At 76.4% G+C, this 15,389-nt stretch carries 10 protein-coding genes; 8 read left to right on the top strand and 2 right to left on the bottom strand.

The genetic code is table 11. From position 1 onward, the window contains the following. Both ACZ5D2_RS22000 and ACZ5D2_RS21995 read right to left on the bottom strand, forming a co-directional pair. Positions 1-1,341 carry an AMP-binding protein gene (locus ACZ5D2_RS22000; RefSeq protein ID WP_468931270.1) on the bottom strand — a complete coding sequence of 447 codons (1,341 nt, stop codon included), beginning with the start codon at positions 1,339-1,341 and terminating at the stop codon, positions 1-3. Between the two features lie 101 nt (positions 1,342-1,442). After that, complete coding sequence (locus tag ACZ5D2_RS21995; RefSeq protein WP_468931268.1) at positions 1,443-4,097, bottom strand: AfsR/SARP family transcriptional regulator; 2,655 nt, start codon at positions 4,095-4,097, stop codon at positions 1,443-1,445. A gap of 249 nt (positions 4,098-4,346) precedes the next feature. Between ACZ5D2_RS21995 and ACZ5D2_RS21990 the strand changes: the two genes are divergently transcribed. From ACZ5D2_RS21990 to ACZ5D2_RS21955, 8 genes are read left to right on the top strand one after another with little or no spacing between them, the layout of a single operon-like run. Next, on the top strand, positions 4,347-6,167 hold the full coding sequence (locus ACZ5D2_RS21990) for a fatty acyl-AMP ligase (protein WP_331733185.1): 1,821 nt from the start codon (positions 4,347-4,349) through the stop codon (positions 6,165-6,167). Continuing rightward, positions 6,164-7,951, top strand: coding sequence for an acyl-CoA dehydrogenase (locus ACZ5D2_RS21985; protein WP_331733190.1), 1,788 nt, complete (start codon positions 6,164-6,166; stop codon positions 7,949-7,951). Before ACZ5D2_RS21990 ends, ACZ5D2_RS21985 begins: the two co-directional genes overlap by 4 nt. Positions 7,952-8,008: 57 nt before the next feature. Further along, positions 8,009-8,296, top strand: coding sequence for an acyl carrier protein (locus tag ACZ5D2_RS21980; protein WP_331733195.1), 288 nt, complete (start codon positions 8,009-8,011; stop codon positions 8,294-8,296). Continuing rightward, positions 8,293-11,262, top strand: coding sequence for a type I polyketide synthase (locus ACZ5D2_RS21975; protein ID WP_331733198.1), 2,970 nt, complete (start codon positions 8,293-8,295; stop codon positions 11,260-11,262). Before ACZ5D2_RS21980 ends, ACZ5D2_RS21975 begins: the two co-directional genes overlap by 4 nt. A 5-nt stretch (positions 11,263-11,267) precedes the next feature. Continuing rightward, the gene (locus ACZ5D2_RS21970; protein ID WP_468931262.1) at positions 11,268-12,308 is read left to right on the top strand and encodes a 3-oxoacyl-ACP synthase III family protein; all 1,041 of its coding nucleotides are present in this window, start codon (positions 11,268-11,270) and stop codon (positions 12,306-12,308) included. After that, entirely contained in the window at positions 12,305-14,281 is a 1,977-nt protein-coding gene (locus ACZ5D2_RS21965) for an HAD-IIIC family phosphatase (protein WP_468931260.1), read from the top strand. The genes ACZ5D2_RS21970 and ACZ5D2_RS21965 overlap by 4 nt, the downstream gene beginning before the upstream one ends. Next, positions 14,256-14,537 (top strand): acyl carrier protein, encoded by a 282-nt coding sequence (locus ACZ5D2_RS21960; protein WP_331733207.1) that lies wholly within the window; start codon positions 14,256-14,258, stop codon positions 14,535-14,537. Before ACZ5D2_RS21965 ends, ACZ5D2_RS21960 begins: the two co-directional genes overlap by 26 nt. Then, positions 14,534-15,382 (top strand): 4'-phosphopantetheinyl transferase family protein, encoded by an 849-nt coding sequence (locus ACZ5D2_RS21955; protein ID WP_371681546.1) that lies wholly within the window; start codon positions 14,534-14,536, stop codon positions 15,380-15,382. Before ACZ5D2_RS21960 ends, ACZ5D2_RS21955 begins: the two co-directional genes overlap by 4 nt. Positions 15,383-15,389: the final 7 nt, after the last annotated feature.

Here is a 15,389-nt window from a genome sequence, read left to right as displayed (position 1 = left end):
TCACCCCTCCCCCGCCGGCAGCAGCCGCTTCTGGATCTTGCCCATGGCGTTGCGCGGCAGCGCGGCCACGAACCGCACCTCGCGCGGCCGCTTGTGCACCGACAGGCGCGTGGCGACGAAGTCGGTGAGCTCGGCCCCGGTCACCCCGGAGGCCACGACGAACGCGACCACGCGCTGGCCCAGATCGGCGTCCGCCACCCCGACGACGGCCGCCTCGCGCACCCGCGGGTGGTCCAGGAGGGCGTTCTCGATCTCGCCCGCCCCCATCCGGTACCCACCCGACTTGATCATGTCGACGGAGGCCCGGCCCACGATGCGGTGGGTGCCGTCCGCGTCGATCGCGGCGATGTCGCCCGTGCGGAACCAGCCGTCCTCGGTGTACGAGGCCGCCGTGGCCTCGGGGCGCCCCAGGTAGCCGGAGAACAACGTGGGTGCGGTCAGCTGGAGTTCACCGATCTCCTCCCCCGGTCCGGCCGCGATCCGCGTGCGGACCCCGGGCAGCGGGGTCCCCACCGCGCCCGGCCGCAGCGGGCCGTCCGCCCGGCCGCTCACCGTGATCAGGGTCTCCGTCATCCCGTACCGCTCGACCGGCCGGCGCCCCGTCAGCTCCTCCAGGCCGCGGAAGACCCGCTCCGGCAGCGGGGCGCTGCCCGAGACCAGCAGCCGCGCGGAGCGCAGCGCGCGGGCCCGCTCCGGGTCCCCGACGACGCGGGACCACACCGTGGGCACCCCGAAGTACAGGCTGCCGCCCGCCTCGGCGTACGCGGCCGGGGTGGGCCGGCCGGTGTGCACGAGGCGGCTGCCCGTGCGCAGCGCGCCGAGGACGCCGAGGATCAGCCCGTGCACGTGGAACAGCGGCAGCCCGTGGACCAGGGTGTCCTCGGCGCTCCACTGCCAGGCCTCGGCGAGGGCGTCCAGTCCGGCGGCGATGGCGGCGCCGTCGAGCACGACCCCCTTGGGCGCGCCGGTGGTCCCCGAGGTGTAGAGGACCATCGCGGGGGCGTCGGCCGCCGGTGCGGGGCCGCTCCAGGCGGCCCGGCGGGCGAAGTCGGCCGTGACGGGGGTGGCGCCCGAGTCGCGCAGGATGTGCTCGCGTTCGGCGACGCCCGCGTCGGGCGGTACGGGGACGACGGGCACCCCGGCCAGCAGGCAGCCGGCCACCGCGGCGACGGTCTCCAGGGAGGCCGTGGCCTCGACCGCGACGGCGGGGGCGCCGGCCACGTCGGCGGCCACCGCCCCGGCCGCGCCCAGCAGTTCCTCGTACGAGGCGGTCCGGCCGGCGACGGTGACCGCGTCGGCGCGGTCCCCGTACACCCCTTCCAGCGCCGTGAGCACGGGCATCTCTCCTTACGTCGGTACGTGGTGACGCGTCGCGCGCGTCGGTCGGTCCCCGCGCGCTCCGCAGGCGGCCCTTCGGCGGGGCGGGGCGGTGGCGGGGCGGCTCAGCCCGCGGCGCGCAGCCGCCACACCCCGGGCCGGGTCTCCGTCCAGTCCGGCAGCGGCAGGCCGCCGCGCACCTGGCGCAGCCACCGGACGGCGTACGCCTCGCGCCGCCGGTCGCCGAGCTGGGCCGCCAGGGTCAGGCACCGCGCGAAGTGCGGTTCCGCGGAGGCGGGGCCCTCCGTCTCCAGGGCGAGCAGGGCCCGCACCCGCCGGGCCTCGTAGTGGTCGCGGGGGTCCCCGGGCGCCGGGTCGAGGACCCGGCCGATCAGCCGGGCCGCCTCCGTGACGGCCGAGGCGTCCAGGCTCAGTTCGGCCAGGCCCGTCAGGGCGCGGGCGCGCTCGGGCCGGGCGTCGGCCCCGTCGGCGGCCCGCAGCGCGCGCCCGTACAGGCCGCGGGCGGTGTCCGTCCGCCGGCGCTGCCAGGCGAGGTCGCCGAGCGAGCGCAGCAGCCGGGACTGGGCGCCGAGGTCGCCGAGGTGTTCGGCGGCGTCGAGGGCCAGGGTGTGCGCCCGCTCCCAGTCGTCCCAGGCCGCGTGGGCCTCCAGGGGGGCGGTCAGGGCGTCGGCGAGGCGCACCGTGTGCTCCCACAGCCCGGCCGTGTGGGCCCGGCCGAGGGCCGCGACCAGCGCGGTGCGGCGTTCGGCGAACCATTCGGCGGCGTGCGGCAGCGCGTCGGCCTCCTCCGCCTCGGCGGCCAGGGCTCCGGCGAGCCGGGCCACGGCGCGGGCCACCTCGCCGGGGGGCTCCTGCGCGGTGAGGAGCTCGCCCGCCAGGAGCCGCCACAGCACGTGCAGGCGGTAGGCGCCGCGGGGTTCGGCCCGCAGCAGACGGGCCTCCACGAGGCCCTCCACCACGGCTTCGGCGTCCGGTTCGGCCAGGCCGAGCAGGGCGGCCGCGTCGGTGGCGGGGAAGGGGCCGGCGGGCAGCAGTGCGAGCAGCCGGAAGGCGCGCCGCAGCGGTTCGCCGGCTTCGTCGTAGGCCCCGCGCAGGGCCGCGTCCAGGCCGGGCTGCGCGGAGCGGAGTTCGGCCAGTGGGGCGTGCTCGTCGGCGAGCCTGGCGGCGAGGGAGGCCACGGTCCAGTGCGGGCGGGCCGCCAGCCGGCCCGCGAGGGCCCGTACGGCCGACGGCAGACGGCCGCACGCCTCGACGACGGCGGCGCAGGCCCCTTCGGGCCCGTCGTCCTCGCCGTCCCGGCCCGACGCGGCCAGCAGCAGCCGGCGGGCCTGCGCCGGGGCGAGGACGTCCAGCAGGTGCACCCGGGAGACCGGGACCGCGGGGGGCCGGCGGGCGGTCAGCAGCGCGGTGCTGCCGGGGGTCGCGGGAAGCAGGGGGGCGGTCCGGTCCCCGCCCGCCGCGTCGTCGAGCACGAACAGCATCCTGCGGCCCAGGGTGAGCCGGTCCAGGGTGCGGCGCAGCCCGTCGAGCTCATCGGGCAGCGGTCCGGTGACCCCGCAGCGGCGGAGCAGCAGGGTCAGCGCGGCGGCGGGTGCGAGCGGTTCGCCGGCCGCGTCGCGCAGGGCGAGGAACACCCGGCCGTCGGGGAAGAGCCCGTCGGCGCGGTGCGCGGCGGCCAGGGCGAGGGCGGTCTTGCCCGTGCCGGCGGGGCCGGTGAGCGTGACGCAGCCGCCCGCCGGGACGTCGCGCAGCAGCGTCTCCAGTGCGGCCAGCTCCTCGCCGCGTCCGGTGAACAGCGGGTCGGACGGCGGGAGTTCACCGGCCGGTACGCCGGCGGGCGGCAGGTCGGGTTCCGGTTCGACGGCGGACGGCGGGGCCGCGGACACGGCGTTCCCGCCCGTGTTCCCGCCCGTGTTCCCGCCCGCGGTCACGGTCGCGGTCACGGTCGGACGGGGGCCGCCGGGCGGGGAGGGTGCGGCGGCCGAGGGGCGCAGCAGGGCGGTGTCGCCGGCCAGGATCCGGCCGTGGAGCTGCTGCAGCGGCGGGCCCGGCTCGATCGCCAGTTCGTCGACGAGGGTGCGCCGCAGCCGGGCGAAGGCCTCCAGCGCGTCGGCCTGCCGGCCGGAGCGGTAGAGGGCCACCATCAGGTGGGCGTGGAACTCCTCGCGCATCGGGAGTTCGGCGGCGAGCGCCTGGAGTTCGCCCACGAGGTCGTGGTGGCGGCCCAGTTGCAGGTCGGCCCGGATGCGCTGTTCGAGTGCCGCCGTGCGCAGTTCGCCGAGGCGGATGGCGGTGCTGTCGAGCAGGGGCCCGTGAGGGGTGTCGGACAGCAGGGGGCCGCGCCACAGCGCGAGCGCGCGGCGCTGGAGGTCGGCGGCGGCCGGGGCGTCGTGGCGGGCCATGGCGGCACGGCCCCGGGCGTGCAGGTCCTCGAAGGCGGACAGGTCCAGCCGGTCCGGATCCAGCCGCATGAGGTAGCCGGGCGGGCGGGTGACCAGGGCTTCGCGGCCCGCGTCGGGGTCGGCGGCGTGCAGGAGCTTGCGCAGCTGCGAGATGTAGACCTGGAGCGTGGTCGTCGCGGTGCGCGGCGGGTCCTCGCCCCACAGTTCGTCGATGAGGCTGCCGACGGACACGATCTCGTCGGCTCGTACCAGCAGCGTCGCGAGGACCACGCGGATCTTCGCCGCACGGGGCGTCACCCGGCGCGCGTCCGGGCCGGCCGCGTCCACTTCCAGTGGCCCCAACACCCGAAATCGCATGCAGCCCCCGTTCCTCGGTACTCCGGTGGCACGGGTGGCGGCAGACTCCCCCAGCTGCCCGGCCCTCGCCACCCTAGGGCGGGTCCCACCCCCGGCTTCGGACAGCGGAACCCCTGATCCGGGGCCGCGCACCCTGGCCCGGGACCCGCAAGCCATGCTTTAGGCGGAGCGCGGAGCATGCCGAGGCGTTGGCGGCAGGGGCGCCGGGCGTTCGGCAGTTGCCCCGGATGCGCCAGAAGGGGGCTGACGTTGACTGGATTCGCTACGTTCACCGAAGTGCTCCGCGGCCGGGCCGCGGAACTCGGCGAGCGCGACGCTCACGTGTTCCTCGGTGACGCCCCGGGCGCCGCCGCCGAGCACCTCACGTACGGGCAGCTGGACCGCGCGGCCCGGGCCATCGCGGTGCGGCTGCGCGAACACGGGGCCCTGGGGCAGCCGGTGCTGCTGCTGTACCCGCCGGGTCCGGGGTTCCTGAAGGCGTTCGCCGCCTGTCTGTACGCCGGTGCCGTCGCCGTTCCCGCCCCGCTGCCCGGCGACCGGGGCGAGCGGCTGCAGCGCGTGTCGGGGATCATCCGCGACACCGGGGCGCGGCTGGTGCTGACCGACTCCGCGCACGCCCCCGACGTGTCGCTGTGGCTCGCCATGGCGGGCCGGGGCGAGACGGTGTGCCTGGCCACCGACGTGGAGGAGGGGCTGGACGCCGATGCCTGGCAGCCGCCGCCCACCGGTCCGGACGACCTGGCGTTCCTCCAGTACACCTCGGGTTCGACGTCCCGGCCGCGCGGGGTGATGGTCAGTCACCGCAACCTCCTCGCCAACATGGAGGCGATGCGGGGGCTCCTGCGCTCCACGGCCGACGACGTGTTCGGCAGCTGGCTGCCGCACTACCACGACATGGGGCTCATCTGCCATCTGCTGCACCCGCTGTGGCTGGGCACCTCGTCGGTGCAGATGTCGCCGACCGCGTTCGTCAAGCGGCCGGTGCGCTGGCTGCGTTCGATCGGCGAGTACGGGGTGACCGTCGGCGGCGGCCCGAACTTCTGCTACGACCTGTGCCTGCGCCGGATCACCGACGAGCAGCTCGCGGACCTCGACCTGAGCAGCTGGCGGCTGGCGATCAACGGCGCCGAACCGGTGCGCCACCAGACCCTGGAGGCCTTCGCCGAACGCTTCGCCGCGGCCGGTTTCCGCCGCGGGAGCCTCTACCCGGCGTACGGGCTCGCCGAGGCCACGCTCGTGGTGTCGGGCGGCACGCCCGGCAGCGGGCCGCGCACGCTGACCGTCGACGCGGCCGGCCTCGAATACGACGAGCTGCGGCCGCCGCGCCCGGGACGGCCGGTGCGGACCCTGGTCGGCAGCGGCTCCGTGCGCGGCTTCGCGGTGCGGATCGTGGAGCCGGTGATCGGCGAGGAGGTGCCCGAGGGACGGGTCGGGGAGATCTGGGTGCGCGGCGACAGCGTCGCCCAGGGCTACTGGCGCCGTCCCACCGACACCGCCCGTACCTTCCACGCCATGGTGGACGACGGGGAGAGCGGCTTCCTGCGCACCGGCGACCTCGGGGTGGTCGACGGGGACGAGCTGTACGTCACGGGCCGCCTCAAGGAGATGATCATCCTCAACGGCCGCAACATCTACCCGCAGGACGTCGAGTGGGCGGTGCGCGAGGGGGAGCCCGCCCTCGGGGCGGGACAGGGGGCCGTGTTCACCGTGGACGCGGACCGCGAGCAGCTCGTCGTCGTGCACGAGGTGCGTCCGGAGAACGCGGACTGGGAGACGCTGCGCGCCCTCGCCCGCCGCATCCAGGTCCTCATCGGCCAGGACTTCGACGTGCCCGCGGCCAATGTGCTCCTGGTGCGGCCCGGCACCCTGCGCCGCACCACCAGCGGCAAGATCCAGCGGACCCTGATCCGCAAGCTGTTCCTGGAGGGCGAGGTCAGCGGCGTCTACGAGGTCCTCGACCCGGCCGTGCGCGCCCTGGTCCGGCCGCGCGACACGCTGCTGGGCAACGACCTGCTGCGGCCGGCCGGCCGGGCCGGCACCCGGTCCGCCATGCAGGAGACGGCGTGGTGAGCGCGCTCGCCGTCGCCGCCGGACCGGCCCCCCGGGCGCCGGTGCGGCGGCCCGCGCCGTCCCCGGAGTCGACGAGCGGCCGGGTCCGGGCCGCCGCGCTGGAGGCCCTGCTCGGCGACCCCGGCGCGCCCGGCAACCCGGCCGGGCACCGCGCCCTGCTGGCCTCCGACCAGGCGGCCGCGCTGTCCCCGGAGGCGGAGGGGCTGCTCGACGACTTCGGCATGCACCGCGAGTTCGTCCCCCGCGAGCTCGGTGGCCGCTTCGACTCGCCCGAGGGCCTGCTGCGGGTGATGCGGCCGGTGTTCCGGCGGGACGTGTCCCTCGGCATGGGCTACGGGATGACCACCTTCATGGCCGCCTCCGACGTGTGGATGCGCGGCAGCCGGGAGCAGCGGTCGTGGCTGGGCGGTCTGCTGCTGGGCGGGTCGAAGGCGGCCATCGCCCAGCACGAGACCGCACACACCAACGACTTCGTGCGCAACCAGATCGCCGCGGAGCCCGTGCCCGGCGGCGGGCTGTCGGTCACCGGGGCCAAGCCGGTGGTCAACAACCTGCACCGGGCGGACGCCCTGGTGCTGTTCTGCCGCACCGGCGGGCACTTCCCCGGGGGGACGCAGAGCGCCCTGCTGCTGGACCCGCGCACCCTGCCCGCCGACCGGTACCGCACCGAGCGGCGGCCCGCGGCGGTGGGCCTGCGGTCCTGCTTCTTCTCGGGCGTGCGCTTCGACGACTGCCCGGTGCCCGCCGACGCGCTGCTCGGCGCGCCCGGCAGCGGGGTCACGACCTCGCTCCAGTCGTTCCAGATGAGCCGCACCCTGATGGCCTCGCTGTCGGTGGCCGCCGTGGACACGAGCCTGCGTACGGCCGTGCTGGTGGACCGCCGGCGGGGGCCGGGCGCGGCCGGCACGGCGCCGGTGGACCCGCAGCACACCGCGAACACCCTGACCGGGGCGTTCGTGAACCTGCTGCTCTACGACTGCCTGGCGGTCGTCGCCACCCGGGCGCTGCACCTGCTGCCGGCGGAGACCAGCGTGTACTCGGCGGCCGTGAAGCTGCTGCTGCCGCGGGTGCTGATCGAGACGATGTACGACCTGTCCACCGTCCTGGGGTCCCAGCTGTACACGCGGGACGGCACGGTCGGCGTCCTGCAGAAGCACATCCGGGACGTGCCGGTGATCAGCCTCGGCCACGCGGGGACGGTCGCCTGCCAGGCGACGATCATCCCGCAGCTGAAGCACCTGGCGAGCCGTTCCTGGTTCACCGAGGAGGAGGCCCCCGCCGCGCTGTTCCAGCCCGACGCGCCCCTGCCGGCGTTCCGTTACGACGCGCTCGCGCTGGCCGGCGGTCGCGACAGCCTCAGTGCCTCGCTGCTGGCCGCCGCCGCGGAACTGCCGGGGCGCGATCCGGTGGAGCGGGCCCTGCGCACGATGACGGAGCACCTCGTCGAGGAGCTGCGGGACCTGCGCCGGCGGGTGCTGGCGCTGCCGCCGCTGGACGGCCGCACCCCGGTCGGGCCGGCCTGGTTCGCGCTGACCGACCGCTACGTGCTGGTCCTGGCCGCCGCGGCCGTGCTCGGCGTGCGCCGCCACAACCGCGACGGGCTCGACCCGTTCCTGGCCGATCCGGCCTGGGCCGCCGCGGCCCTGCACCGCATCACGCGCAGGCTCGGCACCGAGCCCGTGGAGCTGCCCCCCGAGTGCATGGCGCGGGTCCACCAGGAGGTCCTGGCCCGCTTCGGGGACCGGCGCAGCTACGACCTGCACAACACCCCGCTTCCCGGCTGACGGGCAACGGCCCCGACCACCGTCCTCCCCCTTCGCCCGCATGCAAGGAGTCCAGGGATGTCCCTGCCCGTGTCGCCGCACAGCGCGGCCCCGCTGCACCACTGGCTGACCGACCGCCTCGCCGTGTACCTCGACCGGCTGCCGGACAGCATCGACCCCACCGTGCCGCTCGCCGAGTACGGCATGGACTCGGTGGGGGCGCTCAGCCTGTGCGGGGACATCGAGGACACGTTCCGCATCGCCGTGGACCCGTCGCTGGCCTGGGACCACCCGACCGTCGTCGCGCTGGTCGCCCATCTGACGGCGCGGGGCGTGACGGTGCCGACGGCGGGGGTCTCCCGGTGAGCTCCGCCTCCGTCGCCCTGGTCGGACTGGACTGCGTCTTCCCCGGGGCGCCGGGTCCCGACGCCTACTGGGACCTGCTGATGCGCGGCGGCGACGCCACCGGCGAGCAGCCCGTCGCGCGCCGGTTCGGGCCGGGGTACGAGACGCCGGTGCGCGGCGGGTTCATCGACGACGCCGACGTGTTCGACAACGACTTCTTCACCGTCTCGCCGCGCGAGGCGGCCGCGATGGACCCGCAGCAGCGGCTGCTGCTCCAGTGCGCGTGGCGGGCCGTGGAGGACTCGGGGCGCTCCCCGCGGTCCCTGGCGGGCGGCGACACCGGTGTGTTCGTCGGCATGATGGGCAGCGAGTGGGGCCAGCTGCACCTGGGCGACTACGGGCGGGTGACCCCGCAGCTGGGCGCCGGGTCCAGTGCCGGCATGGCCGCCAACCGGATCTCGTACCACCTCGACCTGAAGGGGCCGAGCCTGTCCGTGGACACGGCCTGCTCCTCCTCGCTGGTCGCCGTGCACCTGGCGGTCAACTCGCTGCTGTCCGGGGAGTGCGGCACGGCGCTGGCCGGCGGGGTCAACCTGATCCTGACGCCGGCGCTGGGCCTGGTGTACGCGCAGATGGGGCTGGCCTCGCCGGACGGCCGGTGCCGGCCGTTCAGCGCCGACGCGAACGGCATCGCGCGCAGCGACGGCGTCGGAGTGGTGGTGCTGCGGCGGCTGGAGGACGCGCTCGCCGACGGGCAGCGGGTCTACGCCGTCATCCGGGGCACCGCCGTCAACCAGGACGGGCGCAGCAACGGCGTCACCGCGCCGAACCGGCACTCCCAGCGGGAGGTCGTCGCGGCCGCCTACCGCCGGGCCGGGGTCACCCCGGAGCAGGTGCGCTTCGTGGAGGCCCACGGCACGGGCACCGCGCTCGGCGACGTCATCGAGTGCGGGGCCCTGGGCGAGGTGCACGGCGTACCGCGCGAGGAGCCGTGCGCGATCGGCTCCGTCAAGGGCAACCTCGGGCACACGGAGGGGGCCGCGGGGATCGCCGGGCTGATCAAGGTGGCGCTCGCCCTGCACCACCGGATCGTGCCGGCGAGCCGGTTCGCGGACCGCGAGAACCCCCAACTGCGGCTCGCCGAACGGGGGCTGGCCCTGCTGAAGGCGCCGGTGCGGCTGCCCGCCGGTGAGGTCGTGGCGGGGGTGAGCAGCTTCGGCATGGGCGGGACGAACGCGCACGCGGTGCTCGCCGCCGCGCCCCGTACGGCCCGGACCGGGCGCCGCCGGGCGGCGTCCGCGCCGACCGGGGTGTTCACGGTCTCGGCCGACACCCCGGAGGCGCTGCGCCGCAACCTGGCCGCGCAGGCCGAGGCGGTGGCGGCCCGCCCGCGCGGGGACGCCGCCGCTTTGTGCTGGACCAGCAACCGGGTCAAGACGGGGCTGCCCTACCGGGCGGCGTTCACCGCCTCCGACACCGTGGAGCTGGCCGCGGCGCTGCGCGGGGCCGCCGAGGACGCGCGGCTCGCCGCCGGGATCGCCGACCGGGCCTGGCGCCCGCCGGTCATCGGGTTCCTCTTCACCGGCCAGGGCGTCCAGGACCCCGGGATGACGGCCGCCCTGTACCGGCAGTCGCCGCTGTACCGGAGCCGGCTCGACGAGGCCGACGCGGCGCTCGCCCCGTACCTGGGCGGCTCGGTGCGCGACCTGATCCTGGACGGGGATCCGGCCGTGCACCGCACCCGCTGGGCGCAGCCCGCCCTGTTCGCCGTCGGTCACGCGCTGGCGGCGACGCTGAGCGGGCTCGGCGCGGGGCCGCACGTGGTGCTCGGGCACAGTGTCGGGGAGTTCGCGGCCGCCGTGGCGGCGGGGGTGCTCACGCTGGACCAGGCGGCCCGGCTGGTCGCGGAGCGGGCGCGGCTGATGGACGCGCTGCCCGAGGGCGGCGGCATGCTGTCGGTGCGGGCGGGACGCGAGGCGGTCGAGGAGTTCCTCACCGCCGGTGCCGGGGTGTCGCTGGCCGCGGTCAACGGCCCGGAGAACACCGTCCTGTCCGGCACCCTGGAGGCGCTGGAACGGGTCGCCGGGGTGCTGCGCGGGCGCGGCACCCACTGCCGTACGGTCAACGTCTCGCACGCCTTCCACTCGCCGCTGGTGGTTCCCGCCCTGGAGCCGCTGGCCGCCGCGGCGGCGGGGATCACGCCCGCCGCGCCGCGCGTCCCGCTCGCCTCCACCCGGTACGGGCGGCTGCTGGCCGACGAGCCGATGGACGGCGCCTACTGGGCCGGTCAGGCCGCCGAGCCGGTGCTGTTCGCGGACGCGCTGGCCGACCTGGTGGCGCGGACCGCCCCGACGGCGCTCGTGGAGATCGGCCCGGCGCCGCAGCTGATCCAGCTCGTGGGCCGGTCCGGGATGTCCGACGGGATCCGGCTGCTGCACCCGGCGCCGGGCCGGGACGCGAGCGCCCGGGACCTGGCCGAGACGGTCGCCGCCCTGTACCGCTCGGGTCTGGAGCCGCGGTGGGAGGAGCTGTACGAGCCCGCCTGGCGCACCACCGAGCGGCTGCCCCCGTACGCCTTCTCCGCCGAGCACCGCTTCTGGCACACCGCGACCGCCCGCCCGCGGGCCGACGTGGCCCCGCCCGTTCCCGAGGCCGAGTCCGGCCCGGCGACCGTGACGGCCGTCGCGTCCGCCGCCGTCGCGGACGGGGGCGAGCGCGGCGGATCCGAGGACCCGGTGCTGGCCGCCGTCGTGCGCGCCGTCGTGGAGGTGGGCGACTACGCGCCCGAACGCGTCGACCGGCGTTCCCGTTTCTACGAGGACCTCGGCTTCGACTCTGTAATGATCATGCAACTCAAGGACCGGATCGAGACCTCGCTGCCGCAGGCCGGCGGCATCGCGGTGCAGCAACTGCTGCCCGCGCTGCGCTCGGTGGGCACCCTGGCCGACTTCGTCGGCGAGTGGATCAGTGTGGGGGTACGACCGTGACACCTGTGACCGAGACCGCCCTGTACGTCGTCGGCACGGGCACCGCCCTGCCCGGCGAGCCGGTGGACAACACCACGCTGGGCAAGGTGTTCGGGATCAGCGAGGAGTGGATCGACCTCTTCGTGGGGACCCGTACCCGGCACTTCTGCTGGGACCTGGGCACCGGCACCCTCACCCACAGCCTCGCCGACCTGTGCGCCGAGGCCGCCGGGCGGGCCCTGGCGGGCTCCGGGCTCGCCCCCGCCGACCTCGACTTCCTCGTCCTGGCCACCGCGACGCCCGACACCCTGCTGCCCACGACCGCGACCGTGGTCGCCGACCGGCTGGGCCTCAGCCACCTGCCCGCCTTCCAGCTGCAGGCGGGCTGTTCGGGCGCCGTGCAGGCCCTGGACGTGGCCCGCGCGCTGCTCGCGGGCGGGCACCGCGCGGGCCTCGTCGTCGGCGGGGACGTCACGGACCGGTTCCTCGACCCGCGGCGCGAGGCGGTCAGCCTGCCCACCGAGGAGCTCGTCAACTACGTGCTGTTCGGCGACGGGGCGGGAGCGGCCGTGGTGGCCGCGGAGCCCGTCGGCGAGGCCATCGCCGTACGGAGCCTGCTGCACCGCTTCACCGGGCGGGGCCGCGCCCCCGGCCAGATCGTCGACTGGCAGGGCGCGGCCCGCCACACGGCCGGCCGGCAGATGCTGTTCGAGGACTACAAGGCCATCGAGGAGAGCGTTCCGGCCATGGCCTCGGAGATCTTCTGGGAGCTGCTGGCCGCCGCCGGCTGGGCCCGCGAGGACCTCGACTACCTCCTGCCCCCGCAGCTGTCGGGCCGGATGACGGCCCGCATCACCGAGCACATGGACGTGCCGGAGCTGCGCGAGGTGTCCTGCGTGTCCGACACCGGGAACACCGGCAACGCCCTGCCCCTGATCCAGCTCGACCTGCTCGCCGGGGAGCTGGGCGAGGGCGAGCGGGCCCTGGCCGTGGTGGTCGAGTCCAGCAAGTGGATCAAGGGCGGGCTGGCCCTGGAGCGGGTCCCGGAGACGGACGGCGCCGGATGACCGCCCCCGCCTCCCCCACCGCCCCCGCCGGCCCCGCGGCGCCCCCCGACCCGGTGCGGGAGCTGCGCGCCCTGCACCGCGCGGGCCGCCTCGCCGGGGACTGGCCCCGCGTCGCCCCGCTGCTGGCCGGGCTGACCGACCACGGCGACCGGGAACCCGAGGCCGTCCGCACCGACCTGGTGCGCGCCGGCCGGGTCCTGGCGGCGCTCCCGGCGGCCGAGGTCCTGGCCCGCCACCCGGACACCCCCCTGGTCACGGTGGCCGTCACCGGGCACTCCACCCTGGTCCAGCTCACCGACCCGCTGGTCGCCGAGCTGGCCCGGCACGGGCTGCTCTCCCGCGTGCTGTCCGGGGACCACGGCGCCTACCTGCGCGACCTGCACGACCCCGGCGGCGAACTGCGCCGCCACCGGCCCGACCTGACCCTGTGCGTGCTCGACGCGGGCGCCGTCTTCGACGAGCTCCCGGAGCCGTGGACCGGGCAGGACGTGGAGGCGGGCTGCGCCCGGCTGCTGGAGCGGCTGCGCGCGGTCACCGCCGCCCACACCGCGGACGCCGCGGGTCCGCTCGTCCTCAACACCCTGCCCCTGCCCCGGACCCGCCTCCAGCAGCTCGTCGGGCAGCGGGAGCGGGCCCTGCTCGGGGCGGTGTGGCGGGAGTTCAACGCGCGGCTGCTGCGGCTGGCCGCCGAGCACCCGACGGTGGCCGTGGTCGACCTGGAGCCGCTGATCGCCGACGGCGGCCCCGCCGCCGACCCGCGCCTGGCCCTGTACACGCACGCCCCGTACACCGAGCAGTTGCTCGCCGCCTACGCCCGGGAGGCCGTGCACGTGCTGCGCGCCCACCGGGGCATGACCCGCAAGTGCCTGGTCCTGGACCTCGACGACACCCTGTGGGCGGGGATCCTCGGCGACGACGGCCCCGAGGGGATCACGGCCGCCGCCGGCACCCTGGCCGGGGAGCCGCACGCGGCCCTGCAGCGCACCGCGCGGCAGCTCGCCTCCCAGGGGGTCCTGCTCGCGGTCAGCAGCAAGAACGACACCGCCCCGGTCCTCGGCGTGCTCCGCGACCACCCGGACATGGTGCTGCGCGAGCGGGACTTCGTACGCGTCCACGCCAACTGGGAACCCAAGGACGGCAACCTGCGGGACATCGCCGCCGCCCTCGGCATCGGCGCCGACGCGCTGGTCTTCGCGGACGACTCCCCCGCCGAGCGCGCCCTGGTGCGGGCCCGGCTCCCCGCCGCCGCCGTGGTGCCGCTGGGCACGGAACCGGCCCTGCACGTCACCCGGCTGCTGGCCGACGGCTGGTTCGACACGCCCCGGCTGACCGGCGACGACCTCGCCCGCACCGCCCGCTACCACGAGGCGGCCGCCCGTACGGAGCTGGAGCGCGGCAGCGGATCGTACGAGGAGTACCTGCGCGGTCTGGGCGTCCGCGTCCGGATCGCCCCGCCCGGACCGCACGAGGGCGACCGCGTCGCCCAGCTGTCGCTGCGCACCAACCAGTTCAACCTCACCGGGGAGCGCCTGGGCGCGGACCGGATCGCCGCGCTGGCCGCCGACCCGGCGGCCCTGGTGCTCGCGGTGCACGTCGGCGACCGGTTCGGCGACAGCGGCCTGGCCGGCGCCGTCCTCGGCCGGTACGCGGACGACGGGCTGCACCTGGACGGCTTCTGGCTCAGCTGCCGGGTGTTCGCGCGCGGGGTCGAGCAGGCCGTCCTCGCGACCCTGCTGGCGCACGCGGCGGACCGCGGCCTGCCGGCCGTGCACGCCCGCCACCGGCCGACCGCCAAGAACGCCAGGGCGGCCGGCTTCTACCCCTCGCTGGGCTTCGCCGAGACCGCCGGGGACCCCGACGGCTCGCTGCGCTTCCGCCACGACCTGGCGGAGCTCCCCCCTGTACCCGACCACCTGACCACCGAACCGTGCCTCGGAGGGGACGACGATGAGCCTGCAGGAACCACCCGCTGATCTCCCTGGCTTCCTCGGCCTGATCAGTGACGAACTCGGCCTGGAGCTGACCGAGGAGGAGGCCCGTGCCGACCTGGACGTCCTGCCGTCCTGGGACTCGGTGCACCTGCTGCGGCTGGTCATGCTGATCGAGCAGGAGACGGGGCGCCGCGTGCCCGTCTCCGCCGTGCTGCGCGCCCGCAGCATCGCGCAGATACACACCGAGGTCCTGGCCGCCGCCGGCGCCCGGCCCGTGGCCCGGGACGGTGCGCTGTGAACGCTCCGGCGTCCGTGTCCCCGGGCGAGCCGATCGCGGTGCGCGCCGACGGCACGGACTGGGAGGCGGTCCGCGCGGACCTGCGCACCCACGGGACGGCCCTGGTGCACGGCACCCTCGCGGACTGGCGTCCCCGGGACGCCGACGGACCCGCGCTGCGCGCCGTGCTGGGCCGCGACTGGGCCCGCTACAGCAGCATCGCGCACGAGGACATCCGGGAGCGGTACGCGGCCTCGCGCAGGCTGCTCAAGCACGCCGCCGCGGCGGCCCTGCACGCGGACGCGGTGGACCTGGAACTCACCTACGGGCCCACCGGGCGCCCGTACCTGCGCGGCTGCGACCAGATCGACATCAGCCTCAGCCACACCGGCGACCTGCTGCTGGTGGGCCTGACCACGCGCGGGCTCGTCGGCGTCGACGCGGAGCTCGCGGACCGCCAGATCTACAGCAAGGGCCTGGACCGGCACATCTGTACCCCGGCCGAGCGGCTGAACCTCACCGAGCTGGAGCCGGCGCAGCGCAATCCGCGGCTGGTGCGGCTGTGGACCCTGAAGGAGGCCTACAGCAAGGCCATCGGGCAGGGCATGCAGTTCCGGTTCACCGAGTTCGGCTTCGGGCCGGACGGCCGCCCGGTCCGCGTGCACCGGCCGGACGGCACCCCCGGCGCGGGCGCCGAGTGGGCCTTCCGCACGTACTGCCTGGACGTCGGCGGCGTCGCGTTCTGCGTCAGCGCGGCCGTCTACGACGCGGGGCTGGGCCGCACCCTGGACACCGAGATCACCACGATGCTCGACTCCGAGGCCGCCGAGGCCCTGGGGCGGGCACTGGACGCCGCCGCGCGCTGACCGCCCG

It is taken from the genome of Streptomyces sp. NPDC031479, from assembly GCF_055581065.1.
Note: the sequence above shows the minus strand (reverse complement) of the source record. Positions and strands in the feature narration are given on the sequence as shown.

Coding starts and splice junctions, on each gene's coding strand:
- ACZ5D2_RS22000 (WP_468931270.1), bottom strand. CDS start 1,341: ATGCCCGTGCTCACGGCGCTGGAAGGGGTGTACGGGGACCGCGCCGAC.
- ACZ5D2_RS21995 (WP_468931268.1), bottom strand. CDS start 4,097: ATGCGATTTCGGGTGTTGGGGCCACTGGAAGTGGACGCGGCCGGCCCG.
- ACZ5D2_RS21980 (WP_331733195.1), top strand. CDS start 8,009: ATGTCCCTGCCCGTGTCGCCGCACAGCGCGGCCCCGCTGCACCACTGG.
- ACZ5D2_RS21965 (WP_468931260.1), top strand. CDS start 12,305: ATGACCGCCCCCGCCTCCCCCACCGCCCCCGCCGGCCCCGCGGCGCCC.
- ACZ5D2_RS21960 (WP_331733207.1), top strand. CDS start 14,256: ATGAGCCTGCAGGAACCACCCGCTGATCTCCCTGGCTTCCTCGGCCTG.